General features: G+C 69.7%; 14 protein-coding genes and 2 pseudogenes. 6 read left to right on the top strand and 10 right to left on the bottom strand.

Annotated elements, in window-relative coordinates:
• Together PMI01_RS02500 and lpxK are read left to right on the top strand one after the other, a co-directional pair.
• Window positions 1-286 (top strand): annotated as a pseudogene (locus PMI01_RS02500) (3-deoxy-D-manno-octulosonic acid transferase); the annotation flags it as partial.
• Complete coding sequence (lpxK, locus tag PMI01_RS02495; RefSeq protein WP_007662543.1) at window positions 283-1,290, top strand: tetraacyldisaccharide 4'-kinase; 1,008 nt, start codon at window positions 283-285, stop codon at window positions 1,288-1,290. The pseudogene PMI01_RS02500 and the gene lpxK, both read left to right, overlap by 4 nt.
• A 143-nt stretch (window positions 1,291-1,433) precedes the next feature.
• Here the strand turns inward: lpxK and PMI01_RS02490 are convergent, their stop codons facing one another.
• From PMI01_RS02490 to PMI01_RS02475, 4 genes are all read right to left on the bottom strand, one after another.
• Window positions 1,434-2,516 (bottom strand): phosphotransferase, encoded by a 1,083-nt coding sequence (locus tag PMI01_RS02490; RefSeq protein ID WP_085954824.1) that lies wholly within the window; start codon window positions 2,514-2,516, stop codon window positions 1,434-1,436.
• A gap of 138 nt (window positions 2,517-2,654) precedes the next feature.
• A complete protein-coding gene (gene purD, locus PMI01_RS02485) occupies window positions 2,655-3,935 on the bottom strand; it encodes a phosphoribosylamine--glycine ligase (RefSeq protein WP_007662537.1) in 1,281 nt (426 codons plus the stop codon).
• A gap of 100 nt (window positions 3,936-4,035) precedes the next feature.
• Window positions 4,036-4,707 (bottom strand): Vgb family protein, encoded by a 672-nt coding sequence (locus tag PMI01_RS02480; RefSeq protein WP_007662535.1) that lies wholly within the window; start codon window positions 4,705-4,707, stop codon window positions 4,036-4,038.
• Between the two features lie 9 nt (window positions 4,708-4,716).
• On the bottom strand, window positions 4,717-5,937 hold the full coding sequence (locus PMI01_RS02475; protein WP_007662533.1) for a hypothetical protein: 1,221 nt from the start codon (window positions 5,935-5,937) through the stop codon (window positions 4,717-4,719).
• Window positions 5,938-6,074: 137 nt separating this feature from the next.
• Between PMI01_RS02475 and PMI01_RS02470 the strand changes: the two genes are divergently transcribed.
• Together PMI01_RS02470 and PMI01_RS02465 are read left to right on the top strand one after the other, a co-directional pair.
• Window positions 6,075-6,848 carry a DUF899 domain-containing protein gene (locus tag PMI01_RS02470; protein ID WP_007662532.1) on the top strand — a complete coding sequence of 258 codons (774 nt, stop codon included), beginning with the start codon at window positions 6,075-6,077 and terminating at the stop codon, window positions 6,846-6,848.
• 310 nt (window positions 6,849-7,158) lie between these two features.
• Window positions 7,159-8,163: a zinc-dependent alcohol dehydrogenase family protein gene (locus tag PMI01_RS02465; RefSeq protein ID WP_007662530.1), complete on the top strand. Its 1,005-nt coding sequence runs from the start codon at window positions 7,159-7,161 to the stop codon at window positions 8,161-8,163.
• Window positions 8,164-8,181: 18 nt separating this feature from the next.
• On the opposite strand, the gene phoB is transcribed toward PMI01_RS02465, so the two are convergent.
• The 6 genes from phoB to PMI01_RS02435 all read right to left on the bottom strand — a co-directional run bounded on the left by phoB (window position 8,182) and on the right by PMI01_RS02435 (window position 14,782).
• Window positions 8,182-8,874 (bottom strand): phosphate regulon transcriptional regulator PhoB, encoded by a 693-nt coding sequence (gene phoB, locus PMI01_RS02460; RefSeq protein WP_007662526.1) that lies wholly within the window; start codon window positions 8,872-8,874, stop codon window positions 8,182-8,184.
• A gap of 18 nt (window positions 8,875-8,892) precedes the next feature.
• The gene (phoU, locus tag PMI01_RS02455; protein ID WP_007662525.1) at window positions 8,893-9,582 is read right to left on the bottom strand and encodes a phosphate signaling complex protein PhoU; all 690 of its coding nucleotides are present in this window, start codon (window positions 9,580-9,582) and stop codon (window positions 8,893-8,895) included.
• A 16-nt stretch (window positions 9,583-9,598) separates the two neighbouring features.
• Window positions 9,599-10,447 carry a phosphate ABC transporter ATP-binding protein PstB gene (gene pstB, locus PMI01_RS02450; RefSeq protein ID WP_085954825.1) on the bottom strand — a complete coding sequence of 283 codons (849 nt, stop codon included), beginning with the start codon at window positions 10,445-10,447 and terminating at the stop codon, window positions 9,599-9,601.
• 52 nt (window positions 10,448-10,499) lie between these two features.
• Entirely contained in the window at window positions 10,500-11,804 is a 1,305-nt protein-coding gene (pstA, locus tag PMI01_RS02445; protein ID WP_007662523.1) for a phosphate ABC transporter permease PstA, read from the bottom strand.
• Window positions 11,797-13,239 (bottom strand): phosphate ABC transporter permease subunit PstC, encoded by a 1,443-nt coding sequence (pstC, locus tag PMI01_RS02440; protein ID WP_007662522.1) that lies wholly within the window; start codon window positions 13,237-13,239, stop codon window positions 11,797-11,799. The genes pstA and pstC overlap by 8 nt, the downstream gene beginning before the upstream one ends.
• 112 nt (window positions 13,240-13,351) lie before the next feature.
• Complete coding sequence (locus tag PMI01_RS02435) at window positions 13,352-14,782, bottom strand: sensor histidine kinase (protein ID WP_007662521.1); 1,431 nt, start codon at window positions 14,780-14,782, stop codon at window positions 13,352-13,354.
• Window positions 14,783-14,958: 176 nt separating this feature from the next.
• Here PMI01_RS02435 and PMI01_RS02430 point away from each other — a divergent pair, with 176 nt between their 5' ends.
• Together PMI01_RS02430 and PMI01_RS02425 are read left to right on the top strand one after the other, a co-directional pair.
• Window positions 14,959-18,246: an autotransporter outer membrane beta-barrel domain-containing protein gene (locus PMI01_RS02430; protein WP_007662520.1), complete on the top strand. Its 3,288-nt coding sequence runs from the start codon at window positions 14,959-14,961 to the stop codon at window positions 18,244-18,246.
• Window positions 18,247-18,495: 249 nt separating this feature from the next.
• Window positions 18,496-18,858, top strand: a pseudogene (locus tag PMI01_RS02425) (porin); the annotation flags it as partial.

The raw sequence follows: 18,858 nt of genomic DNA, 5'->3' as shown, positions 1-18,858 counted from the left end.
CGGCGGCCACAACCCGCTGGAGCCGGCGCGCGTGGACTGCCCGATCGTCTCGGGGCCGCATGTCGAGAACTGGCTGACCGCCTATGCCGACCTGCGGGCGGTGGGCGGCGCGGCCTTCGCCGACGGCTCGGTGCTGGGCCAGCGCCTGGCCGCCCTGCTGACCGAGCCGGAACGCCTCGCGGCCCAGGCGGTCCGCGCCCAGGCCTTCGTCGCCGCCCGCGACGCCGAGGCCCGGGCTGGACTCGACCGCATCCTGGAACTGCTGCCGCCCGGGGCTTCGGCATGAAACTCTCCACGCCCCGCTGGTGGTACCGCCGCGACGGCGCGCCCAGCCCGGTCACCCGCGCCCTGCTGACGCCGCTGTCGTGGATCTGGGCCGCCCAGACCGCCAAGCGCATCGCCCGAACCCAGCCGCGCGGCGCCGATTGCGCGGTGATCTGCGTCGGCAATTTCACGGTCGGCGGGGTGGGCAAGACGCCGGTCGTCCGCGAACTGCTGCTCAACCTCACCCAGCGCGGCCGCCGCGCCCACGGCCTGGCGCGCGGCTATGGCGGCAAGCTGAAGGGGCCGCTGCGGGTCGACCCGGCCCGTCACTCCGCCCGCGACGTCGGCGACGAGCCGCTGATGCTGGCCCAGGACTTTCCGATGTGGGTGTCAGCCGACCGGGTGGCCGGGGCCCGCAAGGCCGCCGCCAATGGGGCCGAGGTGGTGGTGATGGACGACGGCCACCAGAATCCCGACCTGCGCAAGACGCTGTCGCTGGTGGTGGTCGACGGCGAGACCCGCGAGGACGAGTGGCCGTTCGGCGACGGCAAGGTGTTCCCCGCCGGGCCGATGCGCGAGCCTCTGAAGGTCAGTCTGGCCCGCACCGACGCGGTGGTGGTGCTGTTGCCGGACGACCTGCCGGCCGCCGATCCGGAATTGCTGGCGCTGTTTGGCGACACCCCGGTGCTGATCGCCCGCCTGGAGCCCGCCGCCCCGCCGCCCAAGGGCCGCCAGGTCGGGTTCGCGGGGATCGGCAAGCCGTGGAAGGTCGAGCGGGCCCTGAAGGCCGCCGGCTGCCAGCTGGTCGACTTCGCGCCCTATCCCGACCACGGGAGCTATGACGAGACGACGCTGAAATTCCTGTGGGACCGGGCCCAGAGCTACAGCGCTGGGCTGGTGACCACCGAGAAGGACTGGGTGCGGCTGCCGCAGGCCTGGCGCGACAAGGTCACGCCGTGGCCGGTGCGAGCGCGGTTCGAGGACGAAGGGGAGTTGGGGCGGTTGCTGGCCGACGCCGGCCTCTAGGTCCTCCCCCTCTGGGGGAGGTGTCGGCGCAGCCGACGGTGGGGGGAGGAATACGACTTCGGCCGCCCTCAGAACTGAACCGCCTCAACTCCCCCCACCGGTCGCTTCGCGACCGCCTCCCCCATAGGGGGAGGACCTTATTCTCAGGCCCCCGCCTTCTTCGCGAACTCCCAGGCCCCCCGCGCCAGCACCGGCACCCGGGCCTCCATCAGCTCCGCGTGCGCGCTGGCCGCCGTGCCGTCGCGCACCCGGCCGACGATGCCCTGGCAGATCCCGGCCAGGCGGAAGAGGTTGTAGCTGAAGTACCAGTCCAGGTTCGGCAGGCCATCGCGGCCGGTGGCCTTGCAGTACTGGGCCACGGCCTCGTCGATGGTCGGCACGCCGTAGGCGGTCAGGTCCTTGATCTCGGCCAGGCCGCCGCGCTGGTCCGACGGCATCACCCAGTTCATCAGGAAGTAGCTGAAGTCGGCCAGCGGGTTGCCCAGGGTCGACAGCTCCCAGTCCAGCACCGCGATCACCCGCGGCTCGGTGGGGTGCAGGATCATGTTGTCCAGGCGGTAGTCGCCATGGACGATCGAGGTCTGGTCGTCGGCCGGGGCGCTGGCCGGCAGGAAGGCGATCAGCCGGTCCATGTCCTCGATCGTCTTGGTCTCGCTGGCCTTGTACTGCTTGGTCCAGCGGTCAATCTGGCGGGTGAAGTAATTGCCCGGCTTGCCATAGTCGGCCAGGCCGACGGCGGCGTAGTCGACATTGTGCAGGGCCGCCAAGGTCTCGATCTCGGCCTCGTAGATCGCCCTGCGCTCGGCCGGGGCGTATTCGGGCAGGGTGCCGTCCCACAGGATCCGGCCTTCGACATTGTCCATCACGTAGAAGATCGTGCCGATCACGTCCTCGTCCATGCACAGGGCATAGGCCTTGGCGACGGGGAAATTGGCCTTGCCCAGACCCGAAATCACCTTGAACTCGCGGTCCACCGCGTGGGCGCTGGGCAGCAGCTTGCCCGGCGGCTTGCGGCGCAGGACGTACTTCTTGGCGGGCGTGACCAGCTGGTAGGTCGGGTTCGACTGGCCGCCCTTGAACTGCCGGACCTCCAGCGGACCGGCATAGCCCTCGACATTGGCCTCCAGCCAGGCGGCCAGCTTGGCCTCGTCGATGGCGTGGCGCGGATCGACGGGCTTGGTCCCCGAGTTCAGGTCCTGGGCGGTCTGTTCGGCCACGGCCATCACGCTATCTCCCCAACGCTTGTTTAAATGGGGGACTTTAGAGCGTGGGGCGTGGGGTGCAAGCACCGATGGACGCCGTGCGCGGGACGGGGACAGGCACATGTGCCTGTCCCCGGACGCAGCCGCAGCCGCAAACGCGCATCAGTAGTGCTGCAGCGCCCGCCAGCCGATGTCGGTGCGATAGAACCCGCCCTCCAGCGACACCGTGCCCAGCGCCGCATAGGCCACGTCCCGCGCTTCGTGCAGCGTCGCCCCCAGGGCGCAGACATTGAGCACCCGGCCACCCGACGCCACCAGCCGGCCCTCGGCGTCCAGCGTCGTGCCGGCGTGGAAGACCACGGCCTCGCCGCCGAAGTCGGGTTCCTGGCTGATCAGGCCGCCGGTCACCGGCGCGTCGGGATAGCCCTCGGCGGCCAGCACCACGCAGATCGCCGCCTCCTCGCGCCAGACCGGCGGGGCGGCGTCGGCCAGCGCGCCCTGGGCGGCGGCCAGCAGCAGCGGCACGAGGTCGCTCTCGAGGCGCAGCATCAGGACCTGGCATTCGGGGTCGCCGAAGCGAGCGTTGTACTCCACCAGCTTGGGGCCGCTCTCGGTGAGCATCAGCCCGGCATAGAGCACGCCCACATAGGGGCGGCCCTCGGCGGCCATGCCCTTGACGGTGGGCTCGATCAGCTCGCGCCAGGCCTGGCCGATCAGGGCCTGGGTCAGGACGGGCGGCGGCGAATAGGTGCCCATGCCGCCGGTGTTGGGGCCCTTGTCGCCGTCATAGGCCCGCTTGTGGTCCTGGGCGGCGCCGAACAGGACCGCCGTCTCGCCGTCGCAGATCGCGAACAGCGAAGCCTCCTCGCCGTGCATGAACTCCTCGATCACCACCCGCGCCCCGGCCGAGCCGAACCGGCCGCCCAACATGTCGAGCACGGCGGCGTCGGCTTCCGCGCGATCCGCCGCGATCACCACGCCCTTGCCCGCCGCCAGGCCGTCGGCCTTGATCACGAACGGCGCGGTCAGGGTGTCGAGGAAGGCGCCGGCCGAGGCGGCGTCGGTGAACACGCCATAGGCCGCCGTCGGCAGGCCGTGGCGGGCGCAGAAGTCCTTGGTGAAGGCCTTGCTGGTCTCCAGCCGCGCCGCCTGGGCGCTGCCGCCGAAACAGGGGATGTTCAGTTCGGCCAGCCGATCGGCCAGCCCGGCCTCCAGGGCCGATTCCGGCCCCACCACCACCAGGTCGGCGGCGATCTCCCGGGCCAGGGCCACCAGACCCTCGACGTCGGTGACCTTGACGGCCCGCAGCTCGGCGATAGCGGCGATCCCCGGATTGCCCGGCGCGGCCACCAGCCGTCCGCACAGCGGCGACTGGGCGATCTTCCAGGCCAGGGCGTGTTCACGACCGCCGGACCCGACGAGGAGGATGGTGAGCTTTTCCATGAGTCTGGGATGTCGCGCGGCGACGGCGCGGGGTCAAGGCGTTGGGCGTCCGGGGGACTGCTGGGGACATGCACAGGTGCATGTCCCCGACCGACGGATCCTAGACTCCGGCGACCTTAGCGGCGGCGGCCGGCGGAGACTTCCCGGCCCGCCTGACCACCCTGACCTTGCCGCTCTCGCCACCGCCGCAGAAGAACTGGCCGTCGCCGCCGGCCTCGAGTCCCGACACAAAGACCCCCGGCGGCATCTCGAGCCGCTCCAGGACCTCTCCCGTCTGGGCGTCGACATGTCTCACGTCGATCTCGTCGCCGTCCTGGGCGCCATGCCACAGCTCGCCGTTGATCCAGGTGACCCCGGTCACGAAACGGTTGGACTGGACGGTGCGCAGGATGGCCCCGGTCCGAGGGTCGATCTGGTGGATCTTCCGCTCCCGGTACTGGCCCACCCACAGCGACCCCTCGGCCCAGGCGAGTCCCGAGTCGCCGCCGCCGCCCGGCGCCGGGATCGTGGCGCGCACCTCGCCGGTCTTCGGGTCGATCTTCAGGATGCGGTCTTCGGCCAGCTGGAACAGGTGCTCGCCGTCGAACGCGGTTCCCGCATGCGCGACGATGTCGAGCGCGCGCACGGTCTTGCCGCTGGCCGGATCGAGGGCGTTGAGCCTCTCTCCGGACGCGAACCAGACGAGCTCGCCGTCGAACGTGACGCCGTGCACCTCGTCGACGCCCGGAAAGGGCCCATATTCGCGAACGATTTCAGCGGCTGATCGAAGCATGTCCGCACCCTAACGACCCGCGAACGGGGTGGGGAGTAACAAGGTTGTCGTCAATTCCAGGACCGGCGGCGTCGTCCAGCGGCGCGCCCGCCCCCGACCCAATGACCGCACCTTCCCGGCCGCCGCAAGAGAGTCCAGCGCCCGCTGCACGGTGCGCTGGCCGGCGTCGAGCGCGATCGCCAGGGCCGAGCTGGACCAGGCTTCGCCGTCGGACAGGAAGGCGAGCACCGCCGCGTGCCGCTCGTCGGCGGGCCGCGCCAGCACGACCACCGTCGCGGCCTGGCGTGGCGCCAGCGTGAAGCCCCGCTTGGTCGCGGTCACCTCGGCCAGGGCGCCCAGCTCCGCGCGCAGCCGCCCGATCTCGACGCGCAGCCGCGCGCGATGGGTTTCGTCGGTCTGCCTAGCCCCGAACGCCCGCGCGACAAGCGCCTCCCTCGGCACATCCCCGGGCCAGGCTTCGCCCAGGGCGCGCGCCAGGGCGAACAGCACCGGCCGGCGAGCCAGCGAAACCGTGGCGTCCGGGTCGCGCACGACATGGCGGCAGGCGTCCACGACCAGCGCCCGCGACGTCTGCAACGCCTCGACGTCGGCGAGGAGGAGAAGCCGCTCTTCGCCACCCTCGATCAGACGCGCCGCGGGGGTCTTCAGGACGAGACGCGCGGCTTCGACCTCCGCGATCAGCGCGGGGATCCCCGCCTGGCGCGCGCTGTGCTCCGCCCTGGCCAGCGCGGCCTCCGCCGCCTGAGTCCGCGGGCGTCGCATCGCGATTCCCGCGACCGCCAGCTCGTGGGCGGTCCTCAAGGCCGGCGGAAACGGCGTCGGATCAAGCGTCGCGAGCCGATGCTCGGCCTCGTCGAACCGCCCGATCAGGATCAGCCGCCGAATCTCCAGACACCGCGCGTGCGCCGCGTTCACCCGGTCGCCGTGTTCCTCCAGGGTGACCCTCGCCGCGTCGAGCGCCTTCACCGGCCAGCTGAGGTCGCGCGACGCCAGGGCGACCTCGGCCTCGGCCACGACGCATCGCGCGCGGGCCGCCGCCTCCCTGGAGCCGAAGGCGCGCGCGGCGCTCCGCAGCAAAGTCTTGGCGCGAACGAAATCGCCCAGCTGCGCCATGGCGATGCCTCGCAGCGCCAGGGCGGGAGCGTCGTCCCGCAACGCGACCCGCTTCAAGGCGCCCAGCGGGTCGCCCGCCGCCAGGGCGTGGGCCGCGGCGGTGATCAGCGAGTCCATCGAAATCCCGTCACACTTGTCACTCCCACCGCTTCGATGTCCGGCGCCAATGTCGCGTCATCGACGACGGCGATCGGTGGCCGGACAAGCCGCCACAACGCCATGCGTCCGCGTGAAGCCCAAGGATCGCAACAGTCATGACGAAATCATCCGCGAACAACCAGAAGAACGGGGCCCCGACGGTAGATAGGCCGGCGATCGTCACGCGCGAGGCCTGGGAGGCCGCGCGCGAACAGCTGCTGGTGAAGGAGAAGGCCGTGATGCGGGCCCGGGACGCCTTGGCCGCCGAGCGCCGCAGGATGCCGTGGCTGGCCGTCGACAAGCCGTATGAATTCGAGGGCCCCCAGGGCAAGGCCAGCCTGCTCGACCTGTTCGAGGGCCGGCGCCAGTTGGTCGTCTACCGCGCGTTCTTCGAGCCCGGCGTGTTCGGCTGGCCCGACCACGCCTGCCGCGGCTGTTCGCTGGGGGCCGACCAGGTCGCCGACCTGGCCCACCTGAACGCCCGCGACACCACCCTGGCCTATGTCTCCCGCGCGCCCCAGGCCGACATCGCGGGCCTGAAGGCCCGGATGGGCTGGAAGATGCCCTGGTACACCCTGACCGACGGCTTCGACGCCGATTTCGGCGTGGACGAATGGCACGGGCACAACGTGTTCTTCCGCGACGGCGACCGGATGTTCCGCACCTATTTCATCAATGTCCGCGGCGACGAGGCGATGGGGACCACCTGGAGTTACCTGGACGCGACGCCGCTGGGCCGCCAGGAGATCTGGGAGGATTCGCCCAGGGGCTACCCGCAGACGCCGCCCTATCAATGGTGGAACTGGCACGACTCCTATGTCGACGGCGCCGCGCCCGACCAGAAATGGACCGAGGTGACGGAAGTCGGACGGGCCGCCTGGAAGGATTGACCCGGCCCGACGCCCCTCCCCTCCGCGAGGATTCAGATCATGGGCAAGGTTCATTCCCGCGCCGCCGACTGGCTGGGCCTGGCGGCCGCGCCGACCTTCGCGACGATGGCGCTATGGACCGGCATCCTCGGCGACCACCGGTCGGACATGCTCTGCTCGATCACCCAGGACGCGTCGCCGCTGAGCGGAATGGTCCTGATGTACCTGCTGATGGCCGCGTTCCATTCGGGGCCCTGGCTGAGGCTGGCGTCCCGGCGACGACCAGGCGCGGACGCCCGCGCTCCGGGTCATTCACCCCAGAAGGATATTCATGAAGCTGATCAGGCTGAGCGCGCCGGGAGGCTTGGACAGGCTCGAACTGACCGAGGAAGATCGTCCCGAACCCCAGCCGGGTGAGGTGCTGGTCAGGATTCGGGCCAGTTCATTGAACTTCCACGACGTCATGGTGGCGCTGGGCAGGATACCGTGCGCCGACGGCCGCGTTCCGATGACCGACGGGGCGGGCGAGGTGATCGCGGTCGGGGACGGCGTCGACGCGTTCAAGGTCGGAGACCGTGTCGTCAGCACCTTCTATCCCGATTGGCCGGACGGCGAAGCGACGCCGGCCGCCAAGCGGGTCATCCCCGGGGAGACGGTCGACGGCTATGCCCGCGAGTACGCCTGCATGCCGGCGCGCGCCTTCACCAAGGCGCCGGCGGGCTACACGCACGTGGAAGCGGCGACCCTGACCTGCGCGGGCGTCACCGCCTGGCGAGGCCTGGTGGTGTGCGGCCGGGTGAAGCCCGGCGACACGGTGCTGATCCTCGGCACGGGCGGCGTGTCGCTGTTCGCGCTGCAATTCGCCAAGGCCGCCGGGGCGCGGGTCATCGCGACGTCCTCCTCGGAGGAGAAGCTGGAAAAGCTCCAGCGGCTCGGCGCCGACGAGGTCGTCAACTACCGGGCCACGCCGGACTGGGGCCAGAAGGCGAAGGACCTGACCGACGGACGCGGCGTCGACCACGTGATCGAGGTCGGCGGCCCCGGCACCTTGGCGCAGTCGATAGCCGCCTGCCGAACGGGCGGGCATATCGCCCTGATCGGCGTCGTGACCGGTTTCGTGGCGGAGGTGGCGATCCCGGCGCTGTTCTCCAACCAGATCCGCGTCAGCGGTATCTCGATCGGCGCCAGGGCGGACCAGGAGGACATGATCAGGGCGATCGAGGCCAACCGTTTGAAGCCGGTGATCGACCGCCGTTTCCCGCTCCCGGAGATCGCCGCAGCCTTCGCGTACTACGAATCCCAGAAGCACTTCGGCAAGGTCTGCCTCGAGCTTTGAGACGTCTCCCGCCGCGCCTTACGCCGCGTCGAGATCCAGCGAATAGCCCGCCGAACGCACGGTGCGGATCGGATCGCCGTCCACGTCGCCGTTCAGCGCCTTGCGCAGGCGGCCGATGTGGACGTCGACGGTCCGGGCCTCGACATAGACGTCCGAGCCCCAGACGGCGTCCAGCAGCTGTTCGCGGCTGAACACCCGGCCCGGATGCTGCATCAGGTAGTCGAGCAGGCGGAACTCGGTGGGGCCCAGGTGGACCTCCTTGCCCTGCCGCTTCACGCGGTGGGCGACGCGGTCGATGATGATGTCGCCGACCGTGATGCGGTCGTCGGCCAGGCCCGGACGGATGCGGCGCAGCACGGCGCGGACCCGGGCGGTCAGCTCGATCATCGAGAACGGCTTGACCACATAGTCGTCGGCCCCGGTGTCGAGGCCGCGGATACGGTCGCTCTCCTCGCCACGCGCCGTCAGCATGATGATCGGCACGTTGCGGGTTTCGGAGCGACCGCGCAGGCGGCGGCAGACCTCGATGCCCGAGACCTTGGGCAGCATCCAGTCCAGGATCACCAGGTCGGGCGCGCGCTCGGAGGCCATGGTCAAGGCTTCCTCGCCGTCGCCGGCCACGCCGACGACATAGCCTTCCTTGTCGAGGTTGTAGTGCAGCAGGGTGGCCAGGGCGTCTTCGTCTTCGACCACCAGAACGTACGGAGTCACTTGCGCTGGCCCTCTATTCTACTTCGACAGCTCGAGCTTGGGACGCTGGGAGATGATCTCCTCGCCGGTCAGCTCGAAATGGATGATCTCGGCGATGTTGGTGGCGTGGTCGCCGATGCGCTCGAGGTTCTTGGCGACGAACAGCAGATGGGCGCACGGATTGATCGTCCGGGGATCGCCCATCATGTAGGTCAGCAGTTCGCGGAAGATGGCGTTGTAGTGCTCGTCGACCTCCTCGTCGCGGCCCCAGACGCCGATGGCGCGCTGCAGGTCCGAGGCGGTGTAGGCGTCGAGCACGTCCTTCAGCCGGCCCTGGACCAGCTTGCCCATCCGCTCGATCGAGCGGGTCAGGGCGGTCATCGGGTCGGCCTCGGTGAGGATCAGCGCGCGCTTGCCGATGTTCTTGGCCATGTCGCCGCAGCGTTCCAGGCTCATCGAGATCTTCAGGGCGGCGACGGCGTGGCGCAGGTCCACGGCCATCGGCTGGCGCAGGGCGATCAGCTTGAACGCCTTGCGCTCGATCTCGGCCTGCAGGGTGTCGAGCCGCTCGTCGCGGGCCACTACCTGCTGGGCCAGCGGGCCGTCGCGGCGGGCGATGCACTCGATGGCGTCGGCGACCTGGGCCTCGGCCAGGCCGCCCATGCGGGTGACCTCGGCCGTGAGGTGGTTCAGTTCTTCGCCGTAGGATTTGACGGTATGTTCGGTCATGGCGGGGTCCTACCGGTTAGCCGAAGCGGCCGGTGATGTAGTCTTGGGTGCGGGTGTCGCGAGGATTGGTGAACATCTCCTCGGTCGGACCGCTCTCGACCAGCTTGCCCAGGTGGAAGAAGGCGGTCTTCTGCGACACGCGGGCGGCCTGGGCCATCGAGTGGGTGACGATGACGATGCAGAACTGGTTGCGCAGTTCGTCGATCAGCTCCTCGATCTTGGCGGTGGCGATCGGGTCGAGGGCCGAGCAGGGCTCGTCCATCAGGATCACTTCCGGCGAGACGGCGATGGCGCGGGCGATGACCAGGCGCTGCTGCTGACCGCCCGACAGGCCGGTGCCGGCCTGGTGCAGGCGATCGGCGACCTCGTTCCACAGGCCGGCCTTCTTGAGGCTGGCCTCGACGATGGCTTCCAGCTCGGCCTTGCCGGTGGCCAGGCCGTGGATCTTGGGACCGTAGGCGACGTTCTCGAAGATCGTCTTGGGGAACGGGTTGGGCTTCTGGAACACCATGCCGACCCGCGAGCGCAGCACCACCGGGTCGACGCTCTTGGCGTTGACGTCGGCGCCGTCGATCTCGATCGAGCCCTGCACGCGCGCCGACGGGATGGTGTCGTTCATCCGGTTGATGCAGCGCAGGAAGGTCGACTTGCCGCAGCCCGACGGGCCGATGAAGGCGGTGACCGACTTGGCCGGCACGTCGAGGCTGACGTCGAACAGCGCCTGTTTCTCGCCGTAGAAGACGTTGACGTCGCGGGCCCGGATCTTGAACTCGCTCGTGGTCACGTGACCATGGCCGGCGGGGATCGCCGAGGCCAGGGTCGGGGCATGAGCGGCGATCGTGTCGTCGCGGTTTTCGGTCGGCATGGCGTGGCCCTTGGAAAGGGGAAAGGCGAGGGGGTTGCGGGTCATGGTCAGTCTACCACCGGCGTTCGAAGCGGCGGCGCAGGATCACGGCGGCGGCGTTCATGACGATCATGAAGACCAGCAGCACGATGATCGCCGCGGCGGTGCGCTCGTGGAAGGCGCGCTCGGAGGCGTTCTCCCAGATGAACACCTGCACGGGCAGGACGGTGGCCGAGCTGGTGAAGCTTTCCGGCGCGCCGGGCACGAAGGCGACCATGCCGATCATCAGCAGCGGCGCGGTCTCGCCCAGGGCGTGGGCCAGCGACAGGATGGCGCCGGTCATCACGCCGGGCATGGCCAGCGGCAGCACGTGGTGGAACACCGTCTGGGCCTTGGAGGCGCCGACGCCCAGGGCGGCTTCGCGGATCGAGGGCGGCACAGCCTTCAGCGACGAGCGGGTGGCGATGATCACGGTCGGCAGGGCCATCAGGGCCAGCACCAGGCCGCCGACCAGCGGCGAGCCGCGCGGCACGTGCAGCCAGTTGATGAACAGGGCCAGGCCCAGCAGGCCGTAGACGATCGACGGCACGGCGGCGAGGTTGTTGATGTTGACCTCGATGATGTCGGTCCAGCGGTTCTTGGGGGCGAACTCCTCGAGATAGACCGCCGCCAGCACGCCGACCGGGATGGCGATCAGGGCGGTGATCACCAGCATCATGGCCGAGCCGACCACCGCGCCCCAGACGCCGGCCTGCTCGGGCTCGGTGGAGTCGGAGTTGCTGAAGAACTTGGTGTTGAAGCCGGCCTTGACGGTGCCGTCGGTCCGCAGCTTGTCCAGCCAGTCCAGTTGCTGGTTGTCGAGCTTGCGGTCGACCTCGGCGGTCGAGCGCTTGATCTCGCCCTTGTAGTAGAGGTCGGCGTCGGCCTTGACCGAACCGGTGACGTCGACGGTCTTGCCGATCAGCGACTTGTCGGCCTTCAGCTTGTTGAGCAACTGGAAGCCGAAGTCGCGCGAGGTCAGGTCCATGATCTTGGCGGAGGTCGTGCCCAGGTCGTCGTCCTGCACGCCCAGCTTCTTCATCAGGGCTTCGGCGACGATGTAGTCGTAGTTCACCCCCTCCAGCGCGGTGACGTCGACGCGCTCGGGGTTGATGTAGACCGGCACGGTCAGGGTGTGGGTCTCGAAGGTCGAGTAGCCCTGCACGACGATGCGGCCGACCAGCACCACCAGGAAGATCATGGCGATGACGATCGCCGCGATCCCCTGGACGCGGAACCACATCTCCGAGCGGTGACGCTTCTTCAGCAGGGCTTCGCGCGCCGAGAGCGGGGCCGCCTTGGGGGCCGGGGCGCCGGGGTTGAGAACCGCGTCAGTCATATTGTTCCCGGTACTTCTGGACGATGCGCAGGGCGATGATGTTGAGGCCCAGGGTGACCACGAACAGGGTCAGGCCCAGGCCGAAGGCCGACAGGGTCTTGGGGCTGTCGAACTCCTGGTCGCCGGTCAGCAGGGTGACGATCTGGACGGTCACGGTGGTGACGGTGTCCAGCGGGTTGGCGGTCAGCTTGGCCTGCAGGCCGGCGGCCATGGTGACGATCATGGTCTCGCCGACGGCGCGGGAGATGGCCAGCAGCATGGCGGCCATGATCCCCGGCAGGGCGGCGGGCAGGACCACCTTCTTGACGGTCTCGGACTTGGTCGCGCCCATGGCGTAGCTGCCGTCGCGCAGGCTCTGCGGCACGGCGTTGATGATGTCGTCCGACAGCGAGGAGACGAAGGGGATCAGCATGATGCCCATCACCACCCCGGCCACCAGGGCCATCTGGTTCTGCACTTGCATCAGGTACTGGGCCAGGCCGTCCATCGGGCCGCCGGCCAGCTGAGCGCCGATGCCGTTGAAGAAGGCGCGGAACAGCGGGCCGACGGTCAGGGCGGCGAAGAAGCCGTAGACCACGGTCGGCACGCCGGCCAGGATCTCGAGCAGCGGCTTGATGGTCGAGCGCAGGCCGCGGTTGGCGTATTCCGACAGGTAGATCGCCGAGTAGAGGCCGATCGGCGCGGCCACCAGCATGGCGATCATCATCACCAGGAAGGTGCCGGCGAACAGCGGCACGGCCCCGAAGGCGCCCGACGAGGCCACCTGGTCGGCGCGCATGGCGATCTGCGGGGCCCATTCGGTGCCGAACAGGAAGCCGATCGGCGAGACGCTCTGGAAGAAGCGCCAGCTTTCCCAGATCAGCGACAGCACGATCCCGAGGGTGGTCAGCACGGCGGCCACCGAACAGGCGATCAGCAGCCCGGAGACCCAGCCCTCGACCCGGTTGCGGGCCCGGAACTCGGTATTGACCCGGGGGATGACCAGCAGGAAGCCGCCCAGGGCGACCAGGCCGGCCAGGCCCAGGATGGAATAGCGGACGATGCCCTCGATGTTGCGCGCCTCGACGACCTTGGCGTCGAAGGCGGCGCGCAGGTCGCCGTCATAGGCCACCTCGCTGGCGGCCTGGCCCGAGGCGATGGCCTGGACGTCGCTGAAGAACACGTTCTGGCGGTCCGGCGTCAGGGCCGAGACGGCGGCGGGGCGCTGGGCCTGCAGCACCGCGTCCTCGACCCGGCCGCCGAACATGGCGCCGAGCAGCAGCAACAGGGCGGCGGGAGCCCCGGCCCACAGGGCGGCGTAGGCCCCGTAATAGTTGGGCAGGGAATGGAGGCGGGCCGTGGCGCCGCCAGCGGCCTTCAGCGCCCGGCCGCGGCCGGCCATGAACGCCGCGCCGGAGAACAGCGCCAGGAAGAGGAGCGAGAGCCAGGTCAGCATGCGTGAAGAGGTCTTGCGCGAGGGATGCGGAGACGGCGCACAACGCGCCGTACCGCCCGTGCCGATCTATGCCGGGCGGGCGCTGACCTTATGCGACGTTTTCACGACAGTTTTACGACAAGGCCCGGCCCACGGGCTCCGGCGTCGAAGCCGACGGCCCCTGGACCGCCTTGGCCATCGGGAAATAGACCCCGAACGTCGCGCCTTCGCCCTGCACGCTCTCGACGCAGAGTCCGCCGCGATGGCGGTTCATGATGTGCTTGACGATCGCCAGGCCAAGGCCCGTGCCCGACCGCTCGCCGCTCTTCTGGCCCTCGACGCGGTAGAACCGCTCGGTCAGGCGCGGCAGGTGCTCGCGCGCCATGCCGGGCCCCTTGTCGGTGACCCGGAAGGAGGCATAGCGCTCTTCGAGGGCATGGTCCGGGGTCAGCAGCGACATCCGGGCCGCGGCCGGGTCGCGCGGCGCGGCGGCCATGTCGGCCGTCAGCCCGGAAAAGATCTCGACCCGCACCACGCCGTCGCGCGGGGTATATTTCATGGCGTTGTCGACCAGGTTCTGGATCACCTGGACGATCTGGTCGCGGTCGCCCTCGACCATGGCCGCGCCTCGCGGCGGCAGGATGGGGTCGAAAGCCACCGCCTTGTCCTTGGCCTGGGGCGCCAGGGCGTCCAGCACGTCGATTGTGGCCATGACCAGATCCACCTGGCCCAGCGGCGGAATATGCTCGTTGAGCTCGATCCGCGACAGGCTCATCAGGTCGTCGATCAGCCGCGCCATCCGCTCGGCCTGGGCCTGCATGATGCCCAGGAACTTGTCGCGGGCCCCGACGTCGTCCTTGGCGTGGCCGCGCAGGGTCTCGATGAAGCCCGACAGCGAGGCCAGGGGCGTGCGCAGCTCATGGCTGGCGTTGGCCAGGAAATCGGCCCGGGTCCGCTCGCTGCGCCGGGTGTCGGTCTCGTCGCTGAGCACCAGCAGCGCCAGGCGCGAGCCGCGCGCGTCCACGCCCAACGGGGCGCTGTGCGCCACCCACTCGCGGCCCTGGGCCCCGCCGCTGACATAGTCGGTCGAGCGCCGCAGACCGCCGAACAGGCTTTCGTCCACCGCCTCCAGCACCTGCGGATTGCGCATCGCCGAGACCAGCAGCCCGCCGCGCGGCTGCAGCTTGAACAGCTCCCGCGCCGCGGCGTTGGCGAAGACGAAGCGCCGGCCGGTCAGGTCGTCGGCTTCCTCGGCGGCGATGACCATCAGCGGGTCGGGCAGGGTTTCGAGAATCAGGGCGAAGGGCGGCGGCTGGTCGACCGTCGCCGGGACCGGGGCCGGGGCGGTCCAGCGATCGGGTTTGCGCAGCGCCCGGCGCGCCAGCAGCAGGCCCGCCGCGCCGCTGGCCAGGGCGACGGGAATCGCCGCGACCGGATTGGCTCCGCCCACCAAGGCCAAGGCCAGCAAGGCCCCCGGGCCAACCAGCACCGCCGCCCACACGCCGACCGGCGTGGCGCCGGACCCGTCCGAACGGGTCTGCGGTAAGGGCGAGGCCATCGGCATGCGGCAGGCTCGATTTCTGCGGAAGGAGGGATTCGGCGAACCAGATATGGCGCCCCGGCAAGGCTTGCGATAGACCGTCAAACGCCTGGAAGCACGTCGTTAGCGGAAACCACCGCAATTTCGCCGCAACGTGCCGCAATCTGGGGTCTGGGTTTTTCTCCGAGGTGTCGTTCGTAATGCAGCGCAAGGTCCTGGTCGCGACAGTCGCAACCGCTCCTCTCCTGGCCATGGCGTTCGGCGCTTATGCTGAGACGGTCATCAACACGGCCACCACGACGCCGGTCGCCACGGCGACCGCGACGGCGACCGGCCGCGACGACATCAAGATCGACGCCGCCGGCTCGATCAAGCCGACCGGCGCCGGCGCGATCGTCACGCTCAACAGCAACAACAAGGTGACCAACGCCGGCACCCTGGCGACGGTGGGGGTCGACAACTCGACCGGCATCCTGATCGTCGGCGGCAATACCGGCACGGTGACCAACTCGCTCGCGATCAGCCTGACCGAGGACTACACCCCCACCGACGACGACAAGAACGCGGCCGGCGCGGCCGCGCCCGACGGCGACCTCGACGGTCCGTTCGCCAAAGGGACCAACCGCTACGGCGTCCGCCTGATCGGCCCTGGCGTCTTCACCGGCGACATCATCAATGACGCCGCCGGCTCGATCACCATCGAGGGCAACAACTCGGCCGGCATCTCGCTGGAAACCGGCCTGGTCGGCAACCTGACCAGCAAGGGCGCGATCACCGTCACCGGCGACAACAGCTACGGCGTCCATGTCGCCGGGCCCGTGACCGGCAATATCGTCCAGGGCGGCTCGGTCGCCGTCACGGGCCTGAACGCCACGGGCGTGGCGGTCGACGCCAACGTGACCGGCGCCTTCGCCCTTCAGGGCTCGGTGTCCACGACCGGCTATCGCTACGTGACGCGTCCCGCCGAAACCGCGGTCGCCAAGCTCGACGCGGACGATCTCCTGCAGGGCGGACCGGCCGTGCGGATCGGCGGCAACGTCACCGGCGGCGTCCTTCTGAACGGACCGACCTTCTCGACCGTCGTCGACGGCGCGGCCGGGACCACGACGACCACCACCATCACCTCGTCGACGACGCCGACGGCGTCGATCAGCACCTTCGGCGGCGCGCCCGCCCTGCTGATCGGCTCCGACACCCAGGCGGTGACGATCGGCGCGGTCGGCACGGCCGACAACGCCTACGGCCTGGTGTCCAAGGGCAGCATTTCGGCCAGCGGCGTCTATGACAAGGTCGCGGCGACCGCCGTGCAGATCGGCGGCGCGACGGGCCAGGCCACGACCCTGGCCGGCGGGGCCCGCTTCGACAGCGGCGTCGCCGCCAGTTCGCGGGACGCCAACGCCACGGGCGTCAACCTGACGGCCGGCGCCCAGGCGCCGTCGATCTGGAACCGCGGCCAGATCACTTCGACCAGCGCGTCCTATGCCGGCTCGACCAACACCGGCGACGCGCGCGGCGTCGTGATCAACGCCGGCGCCAGCGCGACCAGCCTGAACAACAGCGGCTCCATCCAGGTGACCCGCAGCGGCGAAACCGGCAACGCGATCGGGATCCTCGACGCAGCCGGCACGCTGACCAACGTCACCAACAGCGGCCAGATCATCGCCCGGGTCGCGGCCCCGACCGTGAAGGCGGACGGCACCGCGCCCGCCACCGCCGCGGTCGCCACCGGCACGGCCATCGCCCTGGACCTCAGCGCCGCGACGGCCGGCGTCACGGTGAACCAGGTCGCCCCGACCTCGACCACCACCACGACCACCTTCCCCAGCGGCGATACGGTGACGTCGGCCTCGGCCACGACGACCTCGGGCGTGCCGCTGATCTTCGGCGACGTCCGCTTCGGCTCGGGCGCGGACACCTTCAACATCCAGAGCGGCTCGGTGCTCGGCGGGATCTCGTTCGGCGCCGGAGCCGACACCCTGAACATCGGCGGCGGCGCCAGCGTGATCGGCGCCCTGCGCGATTCGGACGGTCAGTTGGCGATCAACGTCGCCAAGGGCTCCCTGGGCCTGACCAACGTCGAGACCATCAACGTCACCAGCGTGAACCTGGGCGCGGACAGCAAGATCCTGTTCACCGCCGACCCCTCGGCCAACAACGGCGCGGGCGGCAACACCCGCATCATCGCCTCCGGCGCGGTCAACATCGCCTCCGGCGCCCAGGTGGGCCTGCAGCTGAAAAGCCTGCTGTCGGCGCCGACCAGCTACACCGTCATCACCGGCGCCAGCCTGACGGCCGGCACGATCAACCAGGACCTGCTGGGCGGCACGCCCTACATGTACGTGGCCAGCAGCCGGACCGACGCCAACAACCTGTATCTCGACGTGCGCCGCCGCTCGGCCGCCGAGATCGGCATGAACACGTCGCAGGGCGGCGCCTATGACGCGGTGTTCGCCGCCCTGGGCAAGGACACCACCCTGGCCAACGCCTTCCTCGGCCAGACCACCAAGGACGGCTTCCTGGGCTATTACGACCAGATGATGCCCGACCAGGGCGAGGGCTTCTTCGCGGCGCTGCAGAACGCCAACCAGGCGATCTCGGCGGCGACCGCCTATCGCCCCGACCCGGGCGACCGCTACGGCCCCGACAGCGTCTGGATCCAGGAAATCAACACCCTGGTCCGCCGCGACACCGCCGACACCATGGGTTCGGACACCCAGGCCTTCGGCTTCGTCGGCGGCTATGAAGCCATGGGCGACGCTGGCGGCGCGCTGGGCCTGACCCTGGCCTATGTCAGCGTCGAGGAACACGACATCGCCGCCAAGGTGGGCGAGCAGACCACCGGCAACTTCGTCCAGCTGGGCGGCTACTGGCGCCGGTCGATCGGCGGCTGGCGGCTGAACGCCGGCGGCGGCGGCGGCTACGGCTGGTACACCGGCGACCGCGTGTTCTATTCCGGCGACGCCAACAAGGACGGCGTCGTCGACGTGACGCGGAAGAACCACGCCAAGTGGACCGGCGCGACGTTCAACGCCTTCGCCGGAACCGCCTACGAGGCCAAGCTCGGCCGCTATTTCGTCCGGCCGGAAGCGCGGCTCGACTACCTGTGGCTGCGCGAAGGCGAGCGCAAGGAAAGCGGCGGCGGCGCGGGCTTCGACCAGGTGGTCAAGCGGCGGACGTCCGACAGCCTCACCGCCGACGCGGGCGTGGCCTTCGGCGCCGACCTGGGCCAGACCGTCTGGTGGCGTCCCGAAGTGCGGGTCGGCTATCGCAAGACCCTGGCGGGCGACATCGGCGACACGGTCGCCAACTTCGTCGGCGGCACGCCCTTCACCCTGGCGGCCCTCAACGACAAGGAAGGCGCCATGACCCTGGGCTTCGCCATCCGGGCCGGCACGCCGATGTCCTACCTGGCGCTGGAAGCCAACGCCGAGTCCGCCAAGAAGCAGAAGCGCTACAACGTGAAGCTCACCGGCCGGGCGATGTTCTAGGATCCCGACCGCCGCCCTTCCGGCCCCCCAGGGGCCTGTGAAGGCCGCTGAAAAGAACGACGATCGACAAGGCCCGCGCCTCGGCGCGGGCCTTTTTCGTTTGGATTCCAAGGCTCTATGCGATCATCGGCCACAGCCTGAAGGAAAACTCAAAGCCTCCCGCCCTAATCTCCATTTAACGGGTAGGAATAATGTTCTTTTTTCCTAATCAACATCGGCGCCGGCCAAGGCCGCCGAGAGGGGAAGACCATGATCAAAGCCAATACCGCCCTGCGCGCCGTCCTGATCGGAGGCGCATCGCTCTTCGTCATGACCGGCGCGGCCCATGCCCAAAGCACCTCAGGGGCCGCCCAGACGCCCGAGCAGCAGCAGGCCCGCATCGAGGCCCTGGAGGCCCAGCTTGAGGCCCTGTCCGGCCAGATCGCCGACCTCAAGGCCGCGACCGCCGCCAGCCTCAAGGACGTCCGCACCGCCCAGGCCGCCACCACGGTCAGCATCGCCGGCGGCAAGCCGAGCATCGCCTCGGGCGACGGCGCCTTCAGCGCCAACATCCACGCCGTGATGCAGCTGGACGCCACCTGGTACAACCAGGACAGCGGCTTGCCGGCCGCC

The sequence above is a fragment of the Caulobacter sp. AP07 genome (genome assembly GCF_000281955.1).
Taxonomy (GTDB): Bacteria; Pseudomonadota; Alphaproteobacteria; order Caulobacterales; family Caulobacteraceae; genus Caulobacter.
The sequence above is the reverse complement of the archived record's forward strand: the minus strand, read 5'-3'. Positions and strand labels throughout refer to the sequence as shown.